At 76.8% G+C, this 22,666-nt stretch carries 17 protein-coding genes and 1 pseudogene; 10 read left to right on the plus strand and 8 right to left on the minus strand.

Going from position 1 to position 22,666, the window contains the following annotated elements; genetic code table 11:
* Nucleotides 1-51 precede the first annotated feature (51 nt).
* Nucleotides 52-1,065, minus strand: coding sequence for a LuxR family transcriptional regulator (locus ACZ7LB_RS08405; protein ID WP_471466280.1), 1,014 nt, complete (start codon nucleotides 1,063-1,065; stop codon nucleotides 52-54).
* 189 nt (nucleotides 1,066-1,254) lie between these two features.
* Here ACZ7LB_RS08405 and ACZ7LB_RS08410 point away from each other — a divergent pair, with 189 nt between their 5' ends.
* Nucleotides 1,255-3,117, plus strand: a complete 1,863-nt coding sequence (locus tag ACZ7LB_RS08410) for a hypothetical protein (RefSeq protein ID WP_471466281.1) — start codon at nucleotides 1,255-1,257, stop codon at nucleotides 3,115-3,117.
* Nucleotides 3,118-3,216: 99 nt separating this feature from the next.
* Here ACZ7LB_RS08410 and ACZ7LB_RS08415 read toward each other — a convergent pair whose 3' ends face one another.
* Nucleotides 3,217-4,002: a polysaccharide deacetylase family protein gene (locus ACZ7LB_RS08415; RefSeq protein ID WP_471466283.1), complete on the minus strand. Its 786-nt coding sequence runs from the start codon at nucleotides 4,000-4,002 to the stop codon at nucleotides 3,217-3,219.
* Between the two features lie 701 nt (nucleotides 4,003-4,703).
* Between ACZ7LB_RS08415 and ACZ7LB_RS08420 the strand changes: the two are divergent.
* Together ACZ7LB_RS08420 and ACZ7LB_RS08425 are read left to right on the plus strand one after the other, a co-directional pair.
* Nucleotides 4,704-5,769, plus strand: a pseudogene (locus ACZ7LB_RS08420) (glycosyltransferase family 2 protein).
* A 472-nt stretch (nucleotides 5,770-6,241) separates the two neighbouring features.
* Nucleotides 6,242-7,456: a glycosyltransferase gene (locus ACZ7LB_RS08425; protein ID WP_471466285.1), complete on the plus strand. Its 1,215-nt coding sequence runs from the start codon at nucleotides 6,242-6,244 to the stop codon at nucleotides 7,454-7,456.
* Nucleotides 7,457-7,691: 235 nt separating this feature from the next.
* Here the strand turns inward: ACZ7LB_RS08425 and ACZ7LB_RS08430 are convergent, their stop codons facing one another.
* Both ACZ7LB_RS08430 and ACZ7LB_RS08435 read right to left on the minus strand, forming a co-directional pair.
* Nucleotides 7,692-8,027, minus strand: coding sequence for a DUF3040 domain-containing protein (locus ACZ7LB_RS08430; RefSeq protein WP_471466286.1), 336 nt, complete (start codon nucleotides 8,025-8,027; stop codon nucleotides 7,692-7,694).
* Between the two features lie 507 nt (nucleotides 8,028-8,534).
* Entirely contained in the window at nucleotides 8,535-9,263 is a 729-nt protein-coding gene (locus tag ACZ7LB_RS08435; RefSeq protein WP_471466288.1) for an MgtC/SapB family protein, read from the minus strand.
* Nucleotides 9,264-9,956: 693 nt separating this feature from the next.
* On the opposite strand from ACZ7LB_RS08435, the gene ACZ7LB_RS08440 reads away from it, so the two are divergent.
* Nucleotides 9,957-11,063, plus strand: a complete 1,107-nt coding sequence (locus ACZ7LB_RS08440) for a winged helix DNA-binding domain-containing protein (RefSeq protein WP_471466290.1) — start codon at nucleotides 9,957-9,959, stop codon at nucleotides 11,061-11,063.
* 239 nt (nucleotides 11,064-11,302) lie between these two features.
* Here ACZ7LB_RS08440 and ACZ7LB_RS08445 read toward each other — a convergent pair whose 3' ends face one another.
* The 3 genes from ACZ7LB_RS08445 to ACZ7LB_RS08455 all read right to left on the minus strand — a co-directional run bounded on the left by ACZ7LB_RS08445 (nucleotide 11,303) and on the right by ACZ7LB_RS08455 (nucleotide 16,337).
* The gene (locus ACZ7LB_RS08445; protein ID WP_471466293.1) at nucleotides 11,303-11,470 is read right to left on the minus strand and encodes a trypsin-like serine protease; all 168 of its coding nucleotides are present in this window, start codon (nucleotides 11,468-11,470) and stop codon (nucleotides 11,303-11,305) included.
* 838 nt (nucleotides 11,471-12,308) lie between these two features.
* A complete protein-coding gene (locus ACZ7LB_RS08450) occupies nucleotides 12,309-15,149 on the minus strand; it encodes an AAA family ATPase (protein ID WP_471466294.1) in 2,841 nt (946 codons plus the stop codon).
* A 354-nt stretch (nucleotides 15,150-15,503) separates the two neighbouring features.
* Nucleotides 15,504-16,337, minus strand: coding sequence for a helix-turn-helix transcriptional regulator (locus tag ACZ7LB_RS08455; protein WP_471466295.1), 834 nt, complete (start codon nucleotides 16,335-16,337; stop codon nucleotides 15,504-15,506).
* 122 nt (nucleotides 16,338-16,459) lie between these two features.
* Here ACZ7LB_RS08455 and ACZ7LB_RS08460 point away from each other — a divergent pair, with 122 nt between their 5' ends.
* Together ACZ7LB_RS08460 and ACZ7LB_RS08465 are read left to right on the plus strand one after the other, a co-directional pair.
* Nucleotides 16,460-18,133 (plus strand): AMP-binding protein, encoded by a 1,674-nt coding sequence (locus ACZ7LB_RS08460; RefSeq protein WP_471466296.1) that lies wholly within the window; start codon nucleotides 16,460-16,462, stop codon nucleotides 18,131-18,133.
* The gene (locus ACZ7LB_RS08465; RefSeq protein WP_471466297.1) at nucleotides 18,130-19,740 is read left to right on the plus strand and encodes an AMP-binding protein; all 1,611 of its coding nucleotides are present in this window, start codon (nucleotides 18,130-18,132) and stop codon (nucleotides 19,738-19,740) included. The genes ACZ7LB_RS08460 and ACZ7LB_RS08465 overlap by 4 nt, the downstream gene beginning before the upstream one ends.
* An 87-nt stretch (nucleotides 19,741-19,827) precedes the next feature.
* Here the strand turns inward: ACZ7LB_RS08465 and ACZ7LB_RS08470 are convergent, their stop codons facing one another.
* Nucleotides 19,828-20,685 (minus strand): TIM barrel protein, encoded by an 858-nt coding sequence (locus ACZ7LB_RS08470; RefSeq protein ID WP_471466616.1) that lies wholly within the window; start codon nucleotides 20,683-20,685, stop codon nucleotides 19,828-19,830.
* A gap of 137 nt (nucleotides 20,686-20,822) precedes the next feature.
* Here ACZ7LB_RS08470 and ACZ7LB_RS08475 point away from each other — a divergent pair, with 137 nt between their 5' ends.
* From ACZ7LB_RS08475 to ACZ7LB_RS08490, 4 genes are all read left to right on the plus strand, one after another.
* Nucleotides 20,823-21,074 carry a thiamine-binding protein gene (locus ACZ7LB_RS08475; RefSeq protein ID WP_471466298.1) on the plus strand — a complete coding sequence of 84 codons (252 nt, stop codon included), beginning with the start codon at nucleotides 20,823-20,825 and terminating at the stop codon, nucleotides 21,072-21,074.
* Nucleotides 21,071-21,439 carry a helix-turn-helix domain-containing protein gene (locus tag ACZ7LB_RS08480; RefSeq protein WP_471466299.1) on the plus strand — a complete coding sequence of 123 codons (369 nt, stop codon included), beginning with the start codon at nucleotides 21,071-21,073 and terminating at the stop codon, nucleotides 21,437-21,439. Before ACZ7LB_RS08475 ends, ACZ7LB_RS08480 begins: the two co-directional genes overlap by 4 nt.
* A gap of 283 nt (nucleotides 21,440-21,722) precedes the next feature.
* Nucleotides 21,723-22,238, plus strand: a complete 516-nt coding sequence (uraD, locus tag ACZ7LB_RS08485) for a 2-oxo-4-hydroxy-4-carboxy-5-ureidoimidazoline decarboxylase (protein ID WP_471466300.1) — start codon at nucleotides 21,723-21,725, stop codon at nucleotides 22,236-22,238.
* Entirely contained in the window at nucleotides 22,235-22,654 is a 420-nt protein-coding gene (locus ACZ7LB_RS08490) for a hydroxyisourate hydrolase (RefSeq protein WP_471466301.1), read from the plus strand. The genes uraD and ACZ7LB_RS08490 overlap by 4 nt, the downstream gene beginning before the upstream one ends.
* The last annotated feature ends 12 nt before the right edge of the window (nucleotides 22,655-22,666 follow it).

The raw sequence follows: 22,666 nt of genomic DNA on the forward strand, positions 1-22,666 counted from the left end.
CGGCCGGTGCCGCCCGGGCCCGGCCCCGGCGCGCGGGTGGCGGCGCCGGGGTCACACCCAGCCGCGCTCGCGGGCCAGCAGCGCGGCCTGGGCCCGGCTGCGCGCGCCCAACAGGGCCAGCAGGTCCGAGACATGGCGCCGGTAGGTGCGCAGCGACATGCCCGCCTCCCGGGCGCCCGCCTCGTCCTTGGTGGCGGTGCACATCAGGAGCAGCACCGTGCGCTGGGTCCCGGTGGGACTGCCGGTGGCCGGCTTCGCGGCGGGAGGGTCGGTGAGGTCCGTCGCCGCCGCCCACAGCCGTTCGAAGAGGGTGACCAGACTGCTCACCGGGCCGCTCTCCTCGATGCACAGCACGCCCCGGCCGATGTCGTGCGCGTCCACGGGGACCAGCGCCGTGCGCCGGTCGTAGACGAGCACCAGTTCCGAGAGTCCGTCCGCGACCCTGACCTCCGCGCCGTCGGAGCGCAGCCGCCGGAGGTGGTCCGCGCCGCTCGCGGAGGTCGGCGCGTCCGTTCCCACGAGGGTCCGCACCCGGACACCGCGCCGCAGACAGCGCAGACCGAGCGAGAGGGTGTGGTTGGTGCTCAGCGGGGCCAGGGCACGGTTGGGCACGGCCGCCAGGATCTCGGCGTCCGCGTGGAAGGCGGCCCGGTCGATCCGGGCGAGGGCCTGCCCCAGGTCCTCCAGCCGGTCCAGGGCGACTGCGGACCCCGCGTACACGCTCCTGCCGCCCGTGGAGGAGGGGGCGGGCGCGTCCCGCCGCAGGGAGCGCAGGATCGGCCGTGGGTCGGCGAGACGGCGCAGCGTCCGGTAGGCGGCGTCCAGTTGCTCCTCCGTCAGCCGCGCCACCACCACCCCGGGGTCGGTGGCCCAGGTCCGCGCCTCGCTCCCGTGCAGCAGCCCCCGTTCGCGCAGCCGCGCCGCCGCGCGGTCCACGTCCTCCCCGTCCCTCGGTGAGACGGTCCGCGCGTCATGGACGGCGGCGCCCGGATTTCGCAGGAAGAACCGGTACACCGCCTCCTCGGTGCTGCTCAGACCGAGTGGCGACATCGTGTGGGTCCCCATGGCCCTCCCCTTGTACGAGTCCGGCGGGACGACGGAGCACAAGTGTGCCCGGGGAGACGGTGCGCGAGGTCTCAGCGCAGTCTCACGACCGGCTGGTACCAGGGACGTTCCTCTGACGTGACCACTTGAATGATAGGACGCGGATCGCTATGACGGGAGGTCGTGCACCGAAGCGATCCTGGAGGTCCGATGGCCGAGGCACCCGCAGCCGCGCCGCCGGTTAGAGCCACGCCGGACTCCCTGCGGGAGGTGATGGCAAGCCGCGAACTGGCCAATCTCACCGGCCCGCTGGGCAGCGGCAAGTCCCTGCTCGCCGCCGGGCTGCGGCCCGCGTGCCTCCTGGACCTCGCCCGGCCCGGCGCGGTGGAGCGGCTGCCGGCCGCGCTCGCCGAGGACACCGCGGGCCCGCTGGTCGTGGACAGCGCCGACGGCGGCCCCGCCCTGTCCGCGCTGGAGCCGCTGCGGCTGCGGCCCCCCGGCGGCCGGCCCGTCCTCGTCGTCGGCCGGCGCCCGCTGCTGGCCCGGCCGGGATGGGCCGGCACGGGGATCGCGGTCCTGGAGACCGCCCCGTGGCCGGACGCGCGGATCGGGCGTCTGGCGGCGGAGGCGCGGGTGACGGACGTGCGGTGCCGGGAGCTGATCGTCCGGCTCGCCGCGGGCAACCCGCTGATCGCCGACGCGGCGTGCCGGGCCGTCCACGCGGGAGCACCGCCGACCGCTGCCGGGGCGGTGGCCGACGCCGCCGCCCGGGAGATCATGGGGCGGCTCACCCGGGAGCGGCCCGCCGGGCCGTGGCAGCAGGCGCTCGTCCGGCTGGCCGCGGTGTGGTCGGCGGACGAGGAGCTGCTCGACGCCGACCCGGACCTGTTCGACGCCCTGGCCGGGCTCAGCCCGGTGGTCCCCACCGAACTCGGACTGACCCTCGCCGAACCCTTTCGCGGGGTGATCGAGCTGGCCCATCGCTGGCGGCGGCCCGCCGCCCACCGCGGCACACGGGCCCGGGCGCTGGCCCACCGCAAGGAGCTGCTGGCCGGCGAGCCCGCCGCCGGGCGCCGCAGCCGTCTAGCCGAGGGGATCATGGCCCTGGCCGACGACGACGCCGTCCGCGAGACGATGTTCCCCATCAGCGTGACCCGGGACGTGATCCACTCCGCCGCCCCGGACGACGCCGACGCCATCGGCACCCTGATGCGCCAGTGGGCCCGGCACGGCGGGCTGGACGTCCGCTGGACCGACCGCATGGTGGAGCGCTGGCTCGTCGACGACCCCGCCAGCTTCCAGCTCGTCCGGGACGACGGCGGCCGGATCATCGGCCTGATGAACGCCCAGCCCGTCACCGAGCGCACCCTGAACGGTGTGGAGCCGCTGCTCCAGCAGCACACGGACCGGCTGCTCGGCCGGCCGCGCGGCACCGGGGTCTGGCTGCTCGGGGCGGCCTACTGCCCCGACCGGGGCGCGCACGCGCACCTGCTGCGCGATCTGCTCCGCCAGGTCATCGCGGGCGGCCTGCTGCTGACGGTGTCCACCCCGAACCCGGACTACCAGCGGCTGCTGCGCGGACTGCGCTTCCAGCGCCACGGCACCACCACCGACGACGTCTACCGCTGCGGGCGCAAGCCCGAGATCTACAGCCAGGACTTCGGCTCCGCCGCCCTGCCCGACTGGACGGAGCGGCTCGCCCGCGCCTCCGGGACGCACGGCGGGACGCACGGCGGACCGCGGCCGACGGGCCAGGAGGTGTCCCGCGCCCTCGCCGGAATCGCCGACCCGGCCCGGCTGGCGGAGAGCCCGCTGCTCTCCTCGCCGCGCCCCCGGACGGTGGCGGAGCTGGCCGAGGACCTGCGGGAGGGCGTGCGGAGGCTGGCGGACAGCGAGGTGCGGGAGGAGGCCGAGGCGGGGTGGATACTCCGGCACTACTACCTCGGGCGGCCGAGGACCCATCAGCAGCTCGCCCGGCAGCTCCACATCAGCCGGGCCACCTACTTCCGCCGGCTCCGGCACGGCCTGGACCTGGTGGGCGGCGGGCTCACGGCGGAGCGGAGCGCTCCGTGAGGGGCACGGTGGCGGCCGGGGCGCGAGGGGAAGGGCCGTGGGCACCGGGAGGGCCGAAGCGGGGGCCGGCGGGCTCGTCGGCGGCCCGGGCCGGGTGCCTCAGCGGTAGACCTCGCCGGGCCGGGCCCTGCCTGGGGCCAGGAGCTGCGGCACCGTCACGAAGGTGTAGCCGCGGGCGGTGAGCGCGTCGATGATGCCGGGCACGGCGGGAACGGTGCCGTCGTAGATGTCGTGCAGCAGGATGATCCCGTCCCGTGACGCCTGGTCGAGGACGCGCTCGGTGATCAGGTCGGGGTCGGTGGTCCGGTAGTCCTTGGCGGTCACCGTCCACAGCACCTCGGACAGGCCCAGCTCCCGGGAGACGGCGTGCACGGTGTCGTCGGTGCGGCCCTGGGGCGGGCGCATCAGCGTGGGGCGGCGGCCGGTCAGGCGGACGATCTCCTTGTTGGTGCGTTCCAGCTCCTCGCGTATCTCCTCCGGTGCGGCGTCGGTGAGTATCCGGTGGGTCCAGGTGTGGCTCGCCACCTCGTGGCCCTCGGCCGCCATCCGCCGCACCAGTCCGGGACGGGTGTCGATGTGCCGTGCGCCGAGCAGGAAGAAGGTCGCCGGGACCCGCTTCTCCGCGAGGACGTCCAGGAGCCGGGCGGAGTTGCCGCTCGGTCCGGCGTCGAAGGTCAGGGCTATGCACTTGGCCTCGCGGCAGTCCGCGGCGCCGAAGGGTGCCGGGTCCCGGATGCCCGCGGCGTCGCGGACGGCGCCGGGAGAGGTGGTTTCCAGCCGGGTGCAGCCGCTCAGCGCGAGGGCCAGGGCGGTGGCCGCGGCGATCACCAGGGCCCCGGGCAACCTCGTCCGTGCGTCATTCCTCTTCTTGGTCAGCGAAAGCATGCGGGGACTGTACGTCGAGCGTATAGATGACTTTCGGCCGCCCCCTCCAGGGGGCGCAGTGGACGGACGGCCAGGTGGACGGCCGGTGGGCGGGCGGAGGGGGCCGGTCCGGGGTACGTATCCGGCCTGACGCCCGTACGGGTCCGGGAGCCGCCGTCAGGGGGGACGCGGGGGTGGCCTTCCGGGGTGGGACGGGTTCCCGGGTTTGAGGCCCCGGCGGCGCGGCACCCGCAGGAATCGAGCCGGGGCGCGTGCGGAGCCCCGGCGCCGGCCAGTCCGGCCCCGAGTCCCCGCCCGAGCCCGGTTCCGGCCCGCACCCCCGCCGCCCGCACCCCTGCCGCCCGCCCCCCCCGGATCGCCAGATCCGCTGAGCCCCCCCCAGGTCCGCTGAGCCCCGGCTCGTGGCGCCGGAACCCACGGCCCGCGGGCCGCCCGGGACGGAGCACCTCCATGCGCATGCGCATCCTCGCTACCGACCTCCTGACCCCGATCCGCGACGGCACCGGCCGCGACGGCACCCGCCGCCCCGTCGGCGGCCGATCGGCCCGTGGCCGATCCACCGGTGGACGGCCGGCCCGTGTTCTGCGCGACCCTCGCCCCGGCGCCGGGCGGGGACCTTCCGCCCGCCCGGCCGGGCCCGAGGCCGGGCCCGTGACGGGCGGGCCGGACCGGGCGCGGGGCCGCCGGGAGCGGGGGCCCGCGTGACCGGGGCGGGGGACGGCGGATACGCCGTCGTCATCCCCACTCTCGTCCGCGACAGCCTGGTCGACTGCCTGGCCGCGCTCGCCGCCGCGCACGGACCCCTCCCGGACGAGATCGTCATCGTCGACGACCGGCCCCCCGAGTGGGACACCGCAGTGCCCGGCGACGGCCGGGGCGGCGCCGCGCCCGGACCGGGAACGGCGGCGGACGCCCTGGACCACCCGCTGAGCGTCCTCGGCGGCCTCCGGGACCGCACCCTGGTGCTGCGCAGCGGCGGCCGGGGACCCGCCGGCGCCCGCAACGCCGGGTTCCGGGCGGTCACCGCGCCGTGGACCGCCTTCCTCGACGACGACGTACAGGTCGGCCCGTACTGGTACGACCAACTGGCGCGGGACCTCGCCGAGGCGGCCCCCGACACCGCCGGGGTCCAGGGCGTGATCACCGTGCCGCTGCCCGGCGGGCGCCGCCCCACCGACTGGGAACGCGGCAGCGCCGGGCTCGCCCGTGCCCCCTGGAGCGCCGCCGACATGGTCTACCGCACCGACGTGCTCGAACAGGTCGACGGCTTCGACGAACGCTTCACCCGCGCCTTCCGGGAGGACGCCGACCTCGCCCTGCGCGTCCTGGGCGCGGGCCGGCGCATCCGGCGGGGCCGCCGCACCACCCGCCACCCGGTGCGCCCCGCCTCCCGCTGGGTCTCCCTCGCCGAGCAGCGGGCCCACGCCGACGACGCCCTGATGCGCCGTCTGCACGGGCCCGACTGGTGGGCGAAGGCGGTCGCCCCCCGGAGCCGGATCCGCCGCCACGCCGCCGTCACCGCCGCCGGGGCGCTCGCCCTCGTCCTCGCGGCGGCGGGCCGCCGCCGGGCCGCCGCCGCGGCGGGGCTGTGCTGGGCCGCCGGCACCGCCGCCTTCGCCTGGGAGCGCGTCGCCCCCGGGCCCCGCACCCCGGGCGAGGTCACCACGGTGGACCAGCGTCGCCGTCCCACCGCTCGCCACCTGGTACCGGCTGCGGGGAGAGTGGCGCCACCGTGCCGCCCGCGCCTGGCGGGAGGTGGCGCCGTGACCCCGGCCGGGGGCCCGTTCCCGACCCGGGGCACGGCCCCGGCCCGCGGCCGTCCGCGCGGGAAGCCCGGCGCCGCGGGAGCACCTGGCGTCCTCCGCGCGGGTGCCCCGGACGCTCACGGTGCCCGTGGGGAGGCCGCCGCCGCGGCCCGTGCCGTGCCCGGCCCACCGGCGGGATCGTCCCCCGGCGCGGCGTGCGGGGCCCGTCCCCGCGCGGTCGCCCGCCCCCCGCCGTACCGCCCCCGGCCGTACCGCCTCCCGCCGCACCGCACCCGGTGCCCCGCCGTCCCCGGTCCCCGTTGCGGAGCGGTCCCCGACCGCGCCGCCGCACCGACCGCACCCGCGGGGGACCTCCCCGACGCCGCGCCGCCCGCGCGGAGCACCGTCGGTGGAGCCCCGCGACCGCCCTGTCCCGCTACGGGCTGACCCGCTTCCCGGACGACCGGGAAGCGGCTGCCGAAGGAGGTGACCCGATGAGGATCGCCATGGTGTCCGAGCACGCGAGCCCCCTCGCCGCGCTCGGCGGGGTCGACGCCGCCGGACAGAACGTCCATGTGGCCCGCCTCACCGAGCAGTTGGCAAAACGCGGCCACGACGTCACGGTCTACACCCGCCGTGACTCGCTGGACCTGCCCGACCGGGTGCCGCTGCCCGGCGGCGCCGTCGTCGAGCACGTGCCCGCCGGTCCGGCCGAGCCCGTGCCCCGGGACGAACTGGCCCCGTACATACCGACGTTCGGCGCCGCTCTGGCCCGTGCGTGGAGCCGTCGGCGACCCGACGTGGTGCACGCGCACTACTGGATGTCCGGCATGGCGGCCCAGATCGCCACCGGACCCCAGGAGTTGCCGCTCGTGCAGACCTTCCACGCCCTCGGCAGCGTCAAACGGCGCCACCAGGGCAAGCGGGACACCAGCCCGGCCGAACGCGTCGCCGTCGAGCGGCGGCTCGCCCGGACCTGCCGCGTCCTGGCCACCTGCACCGACGAGGTCGTCGAACTCGGCGATCTGGGCGTGCCGACCCGCCGGATCTCGGTGGTCTCCTGCGGCGTCGACGCCGGGCAGTTCCGTCCCGGCGCCCTGGGCACCGGTGTTCCCCCGCGCGGCCGGCGGTACCGGCTGCTCGCCTGCGGACGGCTGGTCGCCCGCAAGGGGTTCGACCACGCCGTCCGCGCGCTCGCCGCGATCCCCGACGCCGAACTCCTCATCGCGGGCGGCCCCCCGGCTGAACGGCTCGGCACCGACCGGGAGGCCCGGCGCCTGACCGCGCTGGCCCGCCGCCTCGGGGTCGGCGACCGGGTCACCCTGCTCGGCTCGGTGGCCCCGGACGACATGCCGGCCCTGCTGGGCAGCGCCGACGTGGTGCTGTGCACACCGGTCTACGAGCCGTTCGGCATGGTGCCGCTGGAGGCCATGGCGTGCGCCGTGCCGGTGCTGGCCACCGATGTCGGCGGTCATCGCGACTCCGTCGCCGACGGCGTCACCGGGCGCCTCGTCCCCCCGAGGGCCCCGGAAGCCATCGCCGCCGCCGCCCGCGCGCTGCTCGCCGACACGGAACTGCGCGACCGCTACGGCAGGGCGGGCCGCGACCACGTCCTGCGGCACTACACCTGGCACGGCGTGGCCGAGGGCACCGAGTGGGTCTACCGTCTCGCCCTCGCGGAGCACGCCCAGGCGGAGGAGGGGGTCTGATCCGGTGGCCCCGAGGGCCTCGGAACCTCCCTCGGACCGGCCGCCCGGTCGCTCGACCGGGCGGCCAGCTCCAGCAGCCTTGGCCGACGGCCCCGACCGTGGCCGACGGCCCCGACCGGGCGGCCCGGACCCGACGCGGCCCCGTTCCGAAGGGACGCGTACCGCGAGGCGGGCAAGGGGCCGGGCCGCCGGCCCGGTCGGAGTCCGGCAGCGTCGGGGCGCTGCCGGACTCCGGTCAGCGTCGGGGGCGCACCGGGGGGTCGGAGCGCGGGCCCCGGCGCCGGGCCAGCCGGAGCGCCGCGAACAGCGTCAGCGGCCCCACGGCGGCGAAGGCCCAGAGGACGCCCGACGCCGCGGTGACGGCACCCGTGATCAGCAGGACGACCGACAGGGCGAGGAGCAGCAGCACCGTCAGCGTGTGCGGACGGTACGCCGACAGCCGTGCCGGGTCGGGAAGGCGGCTCAGGCGCAGGGTGCGCAGCCGCCGGTCGAGCCGGCGGTCGTGGCGCAGGGCCCGTTCCATCTCGTCGAGGATGCGCTGCTCGTGCTCGGGCAGCCGGCCGGTGGTCACGATGGTTCCTCCCGGTCGAGGACCGATGCGCACCGAGTGCCACGCCTGAGCCGCCCCAATCGGCCGATGCCGACCCGTACCGTCACGCCGGTCCCGGCCCGCGCCCCGTGCCCTGGTCCCGGCCCGCGCCCCGTGCCCTGGTCCCGGCCCGCGCCCCGTGCCCTGGTCCCCGCCCTGTCCCGGCCCGCGCCCAGACGCCGGTCCCGGTTCCCCCATCGGCACCGCCTCCTCCGTCCGGCTTCCGGACGGCCCGTCCGGCTCCGGTTGCGGCTTCTCCGGCCCGGTTTCCCGACCTCCGGCCTCACCGCCGGCCCCCGGGCCCACCGCCCCGGCCTCCCGCCCGGGTCCCGGCTCCGGCCCCCGGACGGTCCCCGGGGCCTCCGGCCGGGGCTCCCGGCCTCCGACTCCGCCGCCGGTCGGGCTCCCGGTCCCGGCCTCAGCCGCGCGCCCGGCCCCGGGTACGCCCCGACCGTGCCCCGGCCCGTCCCGGCCGGACGGTGCGGGAGGCTACTCCGTCGCCTCCACCTTCACATCGGCGTCCAGCACCCCCTCCATCAGGAACAGGTCGGACGTCAGGGCGACCGGGTCCTCGGTGCCCTCCAGCCGCAGCAGCACCCTGGCCGCCGGGTCCGTGCGCCCCGGGAGCTGCTCGGCGGTCACCCGCACGATGCGGAAGCCCCGCCCGGTGCACACCTCCATCAGCCGTGGCAGCAGCGCCTGCCCCGCGACGTACGTCAGACGCAGTTCGACGGTGCGCGCCGCCGCGTCCTTCACCAGGCGGGACACCAGCGGCGGATACCCGCGCACCACGACGAAGTGCAGCGCCGTGGTGGCCAGGGCCAGGACGGGCAGCCCGCCCCCGCACGCCATGCCGACCGCGCAGGTCAGCCAGATCGTCGCGGCGGTCGTCAACCCCCGTACCGCGTCCCGCCGTACGAAGATCAGACCGCCGCCGATGAAGCCGATGCCGGAGACGACCTGCGCCGCCACCCGGGAGGGGTCGAGGGCGACGTGGTCCATGCCCAGCACACTGGAGAAGCCGTGCTGGGAGATCTCCATCATCAGCGCGCTGGCCACCCCGACCAGGGTGTGCGTCCGCAGCCCGGCGCTCTTCTGCTGGGCCTCCCGCTCCAGCCCGATCAGGCTGGACAGCAGCAGCGCCAGCCCCAGTTCGGCGAGCTGGCGCACTCCCTGTCCCTCACCGATGTCCCACAGCGACACCGCAAGTTCCCGCATCCGGCACCTCCCTCGCCCGTTCTACACCGCGCCACCCGCTCCGGTGGCGGTCCCGCGCGGACACGGACCGCACGTGTCCGGTCGCGTCACGTCACCGACGGGGACCCTCGTGCCCCGAGGCGCCGCTGCCCCGGAGAGCCGGGCGCCGACGTGCCGGGCACGGCGGATCAAGTCCCCCTCCGGCCACGGCCGGAGTGCGGGACGCCCGGGCACCGGCCACGGGGGCATCGGCACCGGGCCTCGGCACCGGTGGCCCCGTGCGCGGCGAGCCGGGCACGTCGGCTCCGGGCACCGCGGCCGGGGCCCGGAGACACCGGGCACCGCTGCCCGGGCCGCGGACCGGGAACGGCGGCGGAGGCGCCGCAACCCACGTACGGGCCCCGGGCGCGGCGAAACCCCGGGTGTGACGGCCCCGTTCGCGGGGCCGTCGGTCCCAGGGGGACCGATGCCGTCGCCCCGGGGGCTCCCGGCTTCCGGCGCCCGTACCGCCCCGGACCCGGCGCCCGCCGCTCCGTGCGGCCCCGTGGCCACTCGCCCCAAGTACCCGCCCGGGCCCGGGCCACGCTCGCGGTGGTCCCCGAACCCGCGCCCTCCGGAGCCTCGTTGTGCCGCCGTTCCGGGCACGGCGCCGCCCCGCGGGCGCCCGTCACATGGAGGACGGGATCCGTCCTCCATCGGCGTTACCGTGCCCGTATGACCTCCAAGGCATCCCCGACGGCCCCCGCACTCGGCACCCGGGCGCTCAACCGCGCGACCCTGGCCCGGCAGGCCCTGCTGTGCCGCGCGCCGATGTCCGCCGAGGCCGCCGTGAGCCATCTGGTCGGGCTCCAGGCGCAGAACGTGAAGCCGCCCTACTACGCGCTCGCCGCCCGCCTCGACGGGTTCGCCCCCGACGACCTGGCCCGGCCGATGGCCGACCGCCGGGTCGCCCGCATCGTCACCCTGCGCTCCACCGTCCACACCCACACCGCCGACGACTGCCTCACCCTGCGCCCGCTGGTGCAGGCCGCCCGCGACCGCGAACTGCGCCACTTCCGGGCCGGGTTGGCCGGGGTCGATCTCGACGCCCTCGCCGTCCTGGCCCGGGAGCTGGTCGAGGAGGAGCCGCGCACCATGGGGCAGCTCCGGGAGGCCCTGGGCGCCCGGTGGCCCGACGCCGACCCGGCCTCCCTGGCGGTCGCCGCCCGCTGCCGGCTGCCCCTCGTCCAGGTCACCCCGCGCGGGGTGTGGGGCAGGAGCGGTCAGGTCGCGCTCACCACCGCCGAGCACTGGTTCGGACGCCCGTCCGAGCCGGTCCCGGCGCCGGACGCCATCGTCCTGCGCTACCTCGCCGCCTTCGGGCCGGCGTCCGTGAAGGACCTGCGGACGTGGTCCGGGCTGACCCGGACGCGCGAGGTCTTCGAGCGGCTGCGTCCCCGGCTCCTCACCTTCCGGGACCCCGGCGGCACCGAGCTGTTCGACCTCCCCGACGCGCCCCGCCCGGACCCGGAGACCCCGGCCCCGCCGCGTTTCCTCCCGGAGTTCGACAACCTGCTGCTCTCCCACGCCGACCGCACCCGCGTCCTGCCGCCCCGCCACAAGGGCCGTTCCTGGAAGGGCAACCAGGCGTACCGCACCCTCCTGGTGGACGGCTTCCTGGCCGGGCTGTGGGCGCTGACGGACGACGCCCTCGTGGTCGAGACCTTCGAGCCGCCGACCGGCGGGCAGCGGGCGGAGATCGCCGCCGAGGGGGAGCGGATGCTGGCGGTCATGCACCCGGGGGAGGGCCGCGGGGTCCGCTTCGGGACGGTACGCGGCTGACCCGGCCCCCGCGTGTCGGAGGGGCCGGGCCGGAGGGGTTGGAAAGGGGGCGCTGCGGGCCGCTCGTGGAGGCCCGCAACACCCCCCGGCATCTCACCTGAGGGGTGCTCAGGACATCTGGGGTGCGCGAGGGAGGCACCGGCCGGGCGCGGGTCGGAGGGACCGGTGCGGGGTGACCGCGGGAAAGGGGGCGGACCGCCGGAGAAGAAGGGGCGGGCGGCCGGGCGGGAGGAGGGCGGCTACGGGAACGGAAGCCGGGCCGCGGAAGAGGCGGTCCCTGCCAGGACGCCCCCGGTGACCGGGGGTCCGCCGCTGTCGCCCTGGCAGGTGTCCATGCCGCCGGCACGGGTCGGTGCGCCGGTACGGGCCGGGGCGGCGGCCGGTCTGGCGCGGGTGAACCCGGACATGAGTCTCCTCAGGGCTTGCCGGTGGGGGATTCGCCCGGGTGTGGGGGGTGTGCACGGGGGTCTCGGGACAGACCCCCGTATGCCCGGGCGAGCGGCACACCCCTACGGTAGGGCCGCCGTCACCGCCCCCCAATGAGGGAACCCCCTAGTCCCCCGCCACAGGGAAAACCCTCGGTCCCCCCATAGCGGGCCCCCACCCCGGTACCGCCGACCGGAACCCCGTCCGACCTGCGGAAACCTTCGGAGCGTCGCCCCAGGGGAAGCGGGCCGCCCCGTCTCCCCGGCCCGTAGGGGGAGTCCCGGGGAGGGATGCCCCTGGGGGGTGCCGTCCCCGCACGGACGGGGGAGGGGCCACCGCCGGGACGGCGCGGTCCGCCGTACGGCGGTGACCGTCGGGCGTGGGCGTGGGCGTGGGCGTGGCCGTGGGCGTGACGGGGCCGTGGGCGTGGGCGTGACCGAGCCGTGACGGGGCCGGTGGCCCGTGGGACGGGTGGTCTTCGGCCGGGGGAGGCGCCGGTGAGCGGCCGGGGCCGTGCGGGCCGGTCGCGGGCGGCGGACGGGGCCCATGGGGTGGTGGCGGTCGGTCACGGGCGGCGGCCGTCGGCCGAGGACGGCGCGACCGGTGGCCCTGGCCGTGGCGGTGGCGCTGGTCGACCGTGCGCCGACGGTTCGGTGGGCCGTGGGCCGTGGGAACGGGGACCGGCGGCCGGTGAGCCCGTGACCGGTGCCTCGTGGCGGCGGTGACGGGCGGCTGTGGGCGGCGCGGGACCCGCTGGGTCGTACGCGCGGTGACCGTCGGCCCGGGCGGCCGTGCCGGTGGGGCCCGGCGGTGGAGCCGTCAGTCGCGCCCGCGGGTGGCGGCCAGCCGGACGATGTCGACCCGGGAACGGATGCCCAGCTTGCGGTAGACCCGGGTGAGGGTCGCCTCGACCGTCTTGACGCTGATGAACAGCCGGGCCGCTATCTCCCGGTTGGTGGCGCCCTCCATGACCAGCCCGGCCACCTGGCGCTCCATCGCGGCCAGTTCGGTCAGACAGGCGGGCGGGGGGGCCTTCGCCGGCGCCGTCGGCGGCGCGGCGCGGTCCGCGACCGCCGCCTCCACCTGCCGCAGCCACGGCAGCGCGCGACATCGCCGGAACAGCCGCGCCGCCTCCTCGTACGCCTCCTGCCCGGGATCGGGCTCCGCGGCCCGCAGCCGCGCCAGCGCGAACGCCGCCCGCGCCTCCTCCAGCCCGTACCCCAGCGCGCCCAGCCGGTCCCGGGCCGCCGCCAGTTCGGTCGCCGCCGCCCCGTGCCGCCCCCGCGCCGCCCGTACCTGCGCCTCGGCGCGGTCCAGCACGGCCAGGACCGCCGAGCGGCCCAGCCGACGCGCGTGCGCCCGGGTCACGTCGATGACCTCCTGTGCCTCGGCGGGCTCCCCGATCCGCACCAGCGCCTCCGCGAGATCGCCCTGCCAGCGGCCGCGCGCCGGGTCGGTGATGCCCGCCCCGGCCTCCAGCGCCTGCACCCGGCGGAACGCCCGTACGGCGGCGGCGTCGTCGCCCGCGACCAGACGGGCGTGGCCCAGCGCCGCCACGGCACGCGAGAGGTAGACGGCGTCGCCGTCCTCCTCCGCCCGCCGCACGGCCTCCCCGGCCAGCACCAGCGCCCGGCCCACGTCGCCGCCCGCGGCCTCGGCCAGCGCCGCCTGCATGGCGCCCGCGCCCTCCCCGATCCCCGCGTCCCGGGCCAGCGTCAGGCTCTCCCGGGCCAGTTCCAGCGCGCGGGCGCAGTGCCCGGAGTGCAGTTCCGTCTCGGCGAGCAGCCGCACGAAGTGCACCTCGCTCTCGGCCATGCCCCGCCGCCGGGCCTCGCGCAGCAGGTCGGTCGCGGCGTTGCGGGCCTCGGCCAGCCGGTCGCCCATGACCAGCCAGCGGAACCGGGCCGAACGCGCCCCGTTGTGGTGGCAGGCCACCCACGGGTCCTGCGGCTCCTGCAGCGCCCGCTGGATGGTCTCCGGGGCGTCCGGGTGTCCCATCAGGGTCTCGGCCTGGGCGCGCAGGGCGAGCGCCATCAGCTCGGCGCGCCGGTCCCGCGCCCGCGCGGCCAGCTCGGCCGCGTGCGCCGCCTCGTCGCGGCCCTGCGCGAAGTCGCCCTGCACGACCAGGCCGCGCCAGGCGAGCTGGTAGTGGACCAGGGCGAGCAGGCGGGGATCCTCACCGGCGTCGGCGAGGGCCTGCGGGAAGACCGCGTCGACCTCGCCGATGGCCTGGCCGGCCGCCTCGATCACGACCATCCAGGCCCTCACCCGTTCGCCGGGCGCGGTGGACCGGGCCAGCACCTCGCGGGCGATGTCCCGGGCGAGGTCGGCCTCACCGGCGAGGATCGCGTCCTCGGCGGCCAGCACCCGGCGCCCGTCCGGGCCGGGGCAGCCGTCCGCCGGGGTGTGCCGGGCTGCGAGCAGGCCCAGCGCGGCGGCCACCGCGGGCGCGCCCCGGTCCCGGGCCAGGGCGGCGGCCCCGGCGAGCCGCGCGGCGACGCCCGGGTCGGTGCCGGTGGTGGCCAGGGCCAGGTGCCGGGCGCGCTCTATCGGGTCGGACGCCGCCGTGGACAGCGCCGCGTGCACCGCCCGCCGCTCCGGCGCGGGTGCCTCGGCGTACAGCGCGGCGGAGATCAGGGGGTGCGCGAAGCGCAGGGTCGGGCCCTCCGGATCGGTGGTCAGCAGGCCCAGCTCCACGGCCCGCGCCGTCTCGGCCTCGGCCTGCTCCCGGCCCGCCGCGCGCAGCAGCGCCGGGGTGGGCCGGGCGCCCGCGCTCGCCACCAGGAGGGTGCGGCGGGTCTCCTCGGAGAGCATGTCCAGCCGGCTGAGCACCAGGTCGCGCAGCGAGGTCGGCACCGGCAGGGGCTCGCCGGGGCGGGGCGCGGCGGGGCTCTCCGCCAGGGCGCGGCCCAGTTCCAGGGCGAAGAGGGGGTTGCCGCCGCTGGTGCGGTGGATGTCCCGGACCGTGGAGCGGGGCAGCCCGGCGTAGCCGCGCCGGTCGAGCAGGGCGGACACCTGGGCGCGGCTCAGCGGCCCCAGCCGCACCGCGAGGGTGTCCGGCGGGGAGGCCCGCAGGTGCCGGTGGTACTCGGCGTCCCGTGACTCCGGCCCCTCGGTCCGTACGGCGCACAGCAGCCGCACGCGGGTGTCGCCGAGGCGGCGGGCGGCGAAGCCGAGCAGCTCGGCGCTGGCCGGGTCCAGCCACTGCAGGTCGTCGGCGACGACCAGGACCGGGCCCTCCGCGGCGAGCGCGCGCAGCGTGGACAGCACGGCGAGCCGCAGGGCCAGCCCGTCCCGTTGCAGGGTGGACTCGCCGCGCCCGGTGAGCGCCGACTCCAGCGCGGTGCGCTGCGCGGCGGGGAGCGCGTCGGCCACGCCGTCCAGGACGGTGCCGAGGAGGTCGGCGAGGGCGAGGAAGGGGAGGTGGGACTCGGTCTCGGTGGCCGAGCAGCGCAGCACGGCGCGGGCGTCGCGGGCGTGCTCGGCGGCCAGGGCGCGCAGCACGGTCGACTTGCCGATCCCGGCGGGGCCGTAGAGCAGGACGCTGCCGCCGCGGTCGAGCTGCTCCCGGGCGGCGGCGCAGGGCTCCTCACGGCCGATGAGCAGGTCGGTGACCAGGTCGGAAGGGCCCCCGGCGGGCTCCTGGACGTCCCCTCCCACGCGCACCGCTCCCTCCGCCGTCGTGTTCGGGCCAATACTAGGCAGCGGCCCATCCCCTCAAGCAGACCCGGAGAACGTGACCCGAATAACAAACCGGCAAAACCGAACACCCCGTCGCCTCCCGCGACCGCGCCCACGGGTGCCGGTCCCGGCCCCGGAACCCGCCCCACGGCCCCGTGGGCACCCCTGGCGCGCGGGCGCGCCCCCGCGCCGCAGGGGCACCCCCGCCGGGCGGGCGCTCCTCCGTACCCGTGGGGAACGCGCTCGCCGGGCAGCACCACTCCGCCGCCCCGTAGGGGCCGCCCCTCGGCACCCGCACCGCTCCCCGCCCCCCGGAGGCCCGGGGCCCCGTGGCTACGGAAGCCAGCCGCCCCGGCGGGCCGCCGCCACCGCCTCGCCGCGGGTCCTGGCGCCCAGCTTCCGCATGGCCGAGCGGAGGTAGCTCTTGACCGTCTCCGTCCCGAGCCCCAGCCGCTCCGCGGCGATCGCGTTGGTGTCCCCGGCGGCGACGCGGACCAGGACGTCGATCTCGCGGGGCGCCGGCAGCGCGGGGTGACCGGGCCCGGGGTCCGCCGTCAGCAGGCCGCAGGCGCGCAGCAGCTCGTCCCGCACCGCCGGGTCGTCGATCCGCGGCGCCAGGGCCCGCAGGGCGGCGTGGGCCTCCCGCACCTGCTCCCAGGCCGCCGTGTCCGCCCCGCCGGGCCCCGGCCCCGGCCGTGCCGCGGCCAGCAGCTCCGCCGCCTCGTCCCGCACCACCAGCGCCTGCTCCACGTCCCGCGCCGTCTCCACCGCCGCGCTCAGGATCCGGTCGCCCAGCGGCTCGGCCGTCCGCAGCGCCCCGTACAGCACCCCGCGCACCCGGCGCCGCACCACCACGGGTACGGCCAGCACCGAGCGCAGGCCCTCGGCGGCGACGGGCAGGTCGTACTCGTGGCTGATCCGCCGGGAGGCGGAGTAGTCGGCGACGGCGCACGGCCGGGTGAGCGCCACGGCCTTGCCGCCCAGCCCGTTGCCGGAGGTCACCGCGAGGGCGCTCAGCGCACCGGTCGAGGTGCCGCTCAGTTCGCTGATGCGGATCTGCCGCCGGCCGGGCTCCACCACCCCGCCGAAGGCGACCGGCAGCCCGGTCGCCCGCCGCAGCCGCGCCAGTGCGCCGCGGATCTCCGCCGTGTCGGCCGCCGTCGCCACCCGTTCCGCCCTCTTCCCGCTCTGTCCGGGGCACACCCCCCCCGTTCGGGGGTAGTGAGACCTTCGTCACGGATTACACGATGGCAGAGCCGCGCGGCAAGGCCCGGCACCGAGGAGGACAGATGACGACGGCGACGCAGCTCTTCCGCGACGCGCGGGACTTCCTGCTGGAGCACCGCGAGGACTACACCGCGGCCTACGAGGGCTTCACCTGGCCCCGCCCCCCGTACTTCAACTGGGCCCTGGACTGGTTCGACGTCATCGCGGCGGGCAACGAGCGCACCGCCCTGCACATCGTCGAGGAGGACGGCTCCGAGACGCGGGTCTCCTTCGCGCAGATGTCCGAGCGGTCCGACCGGGTGGCGAACCGGCTGCGCGAGTGGGGCGTCGGTGCCGAGGACCGGGTCCTGGTCATGCTCGGCAACCAGGTGGAGCTGTGGGAGACCGCCCTCGCGGCGATGAAGCTGCGCGCCGTCGTCATCCCGGCCACCACCCTGCTCGGCGCCGCCGACCTGCGCGACCGGGTGGAGCGGGGCCGGGTCCGCCATGTGATCGCCCGCGCCGAGGACACCGCCACCTTCGCCGACGTGCCCGGCGACTTCACCAGGATCGCGGTCGGCGGCGCCCCGGTGGACGGCTGGCTGCCCTACGAGGAGGTGTACACGGCGGCCGCGCGGTTCGCCCCCGACGGCGCCACCCGGGCGGACGACCCGCTGATGCTGTACTTCACCTCGGGCACCACCGCCCGCCCCAAGCTGGTCGAGCACACCCACGCCTCGTACCCCGTGGGTCATCTGGCGACCATGTACTGGATCGGGCTGAAGCCGGGCGACGTGCACCTGAACATCTCCTCGCCGGGCTGGGCCAAGCACGCCTGGTCCAATCTGTTCGCGCCGTGGAACGCGGAGGCGACGGTCTTCATCCACAACTACACCCGCTTCGACCCGTCCCGGCTGATGGCCGAGATGGACCGCGCGGGCGTCACCACCTTCTGCGCCCCGCCCACCGTCTGGCGCATGCTGATCCAGGCCGACCTGTCCCGGCTGGCCACCCCGCCCCGGGAGATCGTCGCCGCGGGCGAACCGCTCAACCCCGAGGTCATCGAACAGATCCGGCGCGCCTGGGGGGTGACCGTCCGGGACGGCTTCGGGCAGACCGAGACGGCCGTGCAGATCTCCAACAGCCCCGGCCAGGCGCTCAAGTCCGGTTCCATGGGCCGCCCCAGCCCCGGCTTCCGGGTCGAACTCCTGGACCCGGTCAGCGGGGCCGCGGGCGTCCACGAGGGCGAGATCGCCCTCGACCTCTCCGACCGCCCCGTCGGCCTGATGACCGGCTACCACGGCGACGCCGACCGCACCGCCGAGGCCATGGCGGGCGGTTACTACCGCACCGGCGACATCGGGTCCCGCGACGCCGACGGCTATCTGACGTACGTCGGGCGGGCCGACGACGTGTTCAAGGCGTCCGACTACAAGATCTCCCCGTTCGAGCTGGAGAGCGCCCTGCTGGAGCACGAGGCCGTCGCGGAGGCCGCCGTCGTCCCGGCGCCGGACCCGCTGCGCCTGGCCGTGCCGAAGGCGTACGTGGTGCTGGCGGCGGGCTGGGAGCCGGGCCCGGACACGGCGAAGGTCCTGTTCGAGCACTCCCGCGCCGCCCTCGCCCCCTACAAGCGCGTCCGGCGCCTGGAGTTCGGGGACCTGCCCAAGACCGTCTCCGGCAAGATCCGCCGCATCGAGCTGCGCGAGGCGACCGCCGCCGGTTCGGTGACCGAGTACCGCGAGGAGGACTTCCGGTGACCGCCCGGCCGTCCTACGCCCACGGGACCAGCACCCACCCGCTCCTCGGCGACACCATCGGCGCCAACCTGGACCGCGCCGTCGCGGCCCACCCCGGCCGCGAGGCCCTCGTCGACGTGCCCTCCGGACGCCGCTGGACCTACGCCGAGTTCGGCGCCGCCGTCGACGAGGTGGCGCGCGGACTGCTCGCCAAGGGCCTCGTCAAGGGCGACCGGGTCGGCATCTGGGCGGTCAACTGCCCCGAGTGGGTCCTCGTCCAGTACGCCACCGCCCGCATCGGCGTCATCATGGTGAACGTCAATCCGGCCTACCGGGCGCACGAGGTGGAGTACGTCCTCCGGCAGTCCGGGATCAGTCTGCTGGTCGCCTCGCTCGCCCACCGGAGCAGCGACTACCGGGCCATCGTCGAGGAGGTCCGCGGGCGCTGCCCGGCGCTGCGCGAGACCGTCTACATCGGCGACCCGTCCTGGGACGCGCTGACCGCCGGAGCCGCCGCGGTGCCGCCCGGGCGGACGGCCGCGGCGGCCGCCGAACTGAGCTGCGACGACCCGGTCAACATCCAGTACACCTCCGGCACCACCGGCTTCCCCAAGGGGGCCACCCTCTCCCACCACAACATCCTCAACAACGGCTACTGGGTGGGCCGTACGGTCGGCTACACGGAGGAGGACCGGATTTGCCTGCCCGTCCCCTTCTACCACTGCTTCGGCATGGTGATGGGCAATCTGGGCGCCACCTCCCACGGGGCCTGCGTCGTCATCCCCGCCCCCTCCTTCGACCCGGCGGCCACACTGGAGGCGGTGCGGCGGGAGCGCTGCACCTCCCTGTACGGGGTGCCGACGATGTTCATCGCCGAGCTGGACCTGCCGGACTTCGCCTCCTACGACCTCTCCTCGCTGCGCACCGGGATCATGGCGGGCTCGCCCTGCCCGGTGGAGGTGATGAGGCGGGTGGTCTCGGAGATGCACATGGCGGAGGTGTCCATCTGCTACGGCATGACCGAGACCTCCCCGGTCTCCCTCCAGACCCGGATCGACGACGACCTGGAGCACCGCACCGGCACCGTCGGCCGCGTCCTGCCGCACATCGAGGTCAAGGTCGCCGACCCGGCCACCGGCGTCACCGTCGCCCGCGGCACCACGGGTGAACTGCGCACCCGCGGCTACAGCGTGATGCTCGGCTACTGGGACGAGCCCGGGCGGACGGCCGAGGCCATCGACCCCGGCCGCTGGATGCACACCGGCGACCTGGCCGTGATGCGCGAGGACGGCTACGTGGAGATCGTCGGCCGGATCAAGGACATGATCATCCGGGGCGGGGAGAACATCTACCCGCGCGAGATCGAGGAGTTCCTCCACGGCCACCCGAAGATCGCCGACGTCCAGGTGGTCGGCGTGCCGCACGAGCGGTACGGCGAGGCGGTCCTCGCCTGCGTCATCCCGCGCGACCCCGCCGATCCGCTCACCCTGGAGGAGGTGCGGGCCCACTGCGCCGGGCGGCTCGCGCACTACAAGGTGCCGAGCGAGGTGACCAACCTCGACTCCTTCCCGATGACCGTCTCCGGGAAGGTCCGCAAGGTCGAACTGCGGGAGAACCACGGGGCGTAGCGCCGGGCCGGCCCGCGACCGGCCGGGGCCGGCGGCGGGAGGAACCGGCGCCGCGCGGACCGGGGCCGTCCCGGCGCGGGGAGCCGGTCAGCGGGCGGCGCGGGCCTCGCGGGGGAGCCAGTCGAAGGCGTCGGCGGAGCGCCGTCCGACCGGCAGGTACTCCAGGCCGACCCGGCCCCCGTAACCGGCCCCGCGCAGCCGGGCGAGCAGCTCCGCCAGGGGCAGTGTGCCGGTGCCCGGGACGCCCCGGCCGGGGTGGTCGGCGATCTGCACATGACCGGTCCGCCCGGCGTACCGGTCGATCACCCGTTCCAGGTCCGCACCGTTCACGGCGAGATGGTAGAGGTCCATCAGGAAGGCGGCGTTGCCCAGCCCGGTGGCCTCGTTGACCCGGTCCGCGACCGCCACCGCGGCCTCGGCGGAGACCAGCGGGTAGTGCGGGGAGTCGGTGGAGTTGAGCGCCTCGACGAGCAGGGCCGCCCCGATCCCGTCGGCGGCCCGTGCGGCCGACACCAGGTTCTCCAGGGCCAGTTCGTCCTGCGCGGCCGGGTCCATGCCCGGGATCCGGTTCCCGTACAGGGCGTTGAGCGCGGTGCAGCCCAGCGATCCGGCGAACTCCGCGACGACGTCGACGTTGGCGCGGAAGCGGTCCGACTCCGCGCCCGGCACCGACAGGGCGCCCCGGTCCGGTCCGGGCAGCAGCCCGGCGTAGAAGTTCAGGCCGACGAGTCGGACCCCGGCGGTCTCGACCGCCGTGCGCAGGGCGTCGAGCCGGGAGCGCGGGGGAGTGGGGGTGCCGGGCCAGGGCCACCACAGCTCGACCTCGGTGAACCCGGCCGCGGCGGCCGCCGCCGGGCGTTCCAGGAGCGGGAGTTCGGTGAAGAGGATCGACAGGTTGACGTCGAACCGGTGGCCGGCGGCTCCGTCGGGGTCGAATCCCGGCATGGTGGCCACGCTCCCTTCCGTCCTGGACGCTTCCGCGTGGCGGCGTACGCATTCTGCTCCACGGAAGGATATCGCCGGGATTCCGGGCTTCTCGGAAGGGGGCGGCGGAAACGGTCACCGGGCGTTAGGTTGACCGGGTGCGATTGAGAGTGGAGTTCACGACCGAACCCTTCGACCTCGACGAGGTGCCCGCGCACGCGGCCGTCGCCCGCCGGGTGGTGGAGGGCGCCGGGCTGGACACGGTCGACGTCGGCCCGTTCGGCAACACCGTCGAGGGCGGCGCCGACCAGGTGCTGGCCACCGTGGACGCGCTGCTGCGCAGGACCCTGGCGGCGGGCGCCACCCGGATCTCCTTCCAGGTCAACGTGGCCGGGGAGGAGGGGCGGTGACCGGCACCGGGCGGGACTCGTTCCTCGCGGCGGTCAAGCCCCTCGTCGACGCCGTCGGCGGTGAACTCCTCCCTCCGGGCGCGGCCGGCGCCGAGGACGTGCTGCTGTCCTGGGAGGGCGCCGACGTGGCCGCCGTGCGCCTGCCCCGGCTGGCCGACTCGCTCGGCCGGATACTGACCGCGATGGAGCGCCGGCACGGCAGGCCCCTCGCGGAACTGGACCGCAAGGCCAAGCAGGAGGTCGTACGGACCCTGGAGGCGCGCGGCGCGTTCACCGTGCGGCACGGCGTGGAGACCGTCGCCGGGGCCCTCGGGGTCAGCCGCTTCACCGTCTACAACTACCTCAACCGGGAGAAGGGGATCTGATCCCCGGCGTGCCCGGCGTGCCCGGTGTGCCCGGCGTGCCCGGCGTGGCTCGGCCGCGGCTCCGCCGGGGTGCCGCCTCGAACTCCCCGCGCGGGCGACGGCGTTGCGTCGCACTCCCGGCGTGTTCCCCTCGGGTCCCCGCCCGTGGCCCCGAGTGCGGGCCCACCCCGGTCGCCGGGCGGTGGCCGGTCCCGCGGCCAATGTTCAACAGACTGTTGACGGTCCGCCCCGTGGGGCGTTAGCTGTCGGCACGCCCCTTCAGCCCGAGGCCACGGAGGCTGCCGTGACGTCCCTTCCCGCGCCGGGCCCGGCCCGCATCAACGCCCTGGAGGAGTCCGCGGCGCTCGCCGTGCTCCACGAGGTGTGCGCCGCCCCGGCCTGGGCCCGGCGTCTGCTCGCCGCACGGCCCTTCACCACCGCCGAGGATCTGTACGCGGCGTCCGACGCCGCCACGGCCGGGCTCACGGCGGAGGACCTCGCCGCGGCGCTGGCGGCGCACCCGCCGATCGGCAGCCCCCCGCCGGGCGATCCGGTCTCCGTCCGTGAACAGTCCGGCATGTCCGGTGCCCCCGGGGCGCTCCGGGAGGAGATGCTCGCGCTCAACCGCGCCTACCGGGAGAAGTTCGGCCACGTCCTCCTCGTCTGCGCCGCCGGCCGGACCGGCGCGGAGCTGCGGGACGCGGCCAGGGAGCGGATCGGCAACCCGCCCGAACGGGAGCGGGAGGTCGTCCGCCGCGAGCTGGGGCGGATCAACCGCCTCCGCCTGGGGCGGCTCGTCGGACAGGACGCCCCCGCATGAGCGGCGCCACCGCCTCCGTCTCCACGCACGTCCTGGACACCGGCACCGGCCGCCCCGCCCGGGGCATCGCCGTCCGGCTCTCCGCCCGCGCCGGGCGCACGGCCGACTGGCGGGGCCTCGGCGGCGGTGCCACCGGCCCGGACGGGCGCTGCGCGGCCCTGCCCGCCGTGCCGGAGGGCACCACCCACGTACGGCTCGACTTCGCCGTGGAGCCGTACGCCGAGCGGGACCGGACGGGGCGGGCCGGGACCCGAGGGGCCGCCGCCCCCGGCCGGGACGCCCTCACGGAGCGGGACGGCGCGGCGGGGGTGTTCTTCCCGGAGGTGGCGGTCACCTTCGCCGTCGTCCCCGGCGAGCACTACCACGTACCGCTGCTGCTCAGCCCGTTCGGCTACTCCGTGTACCGGGGGAGCTGAACGCTTCCTCCG

Source organism: Streptomyces sp. NPDC107521, from assembly GCF_055598485.1.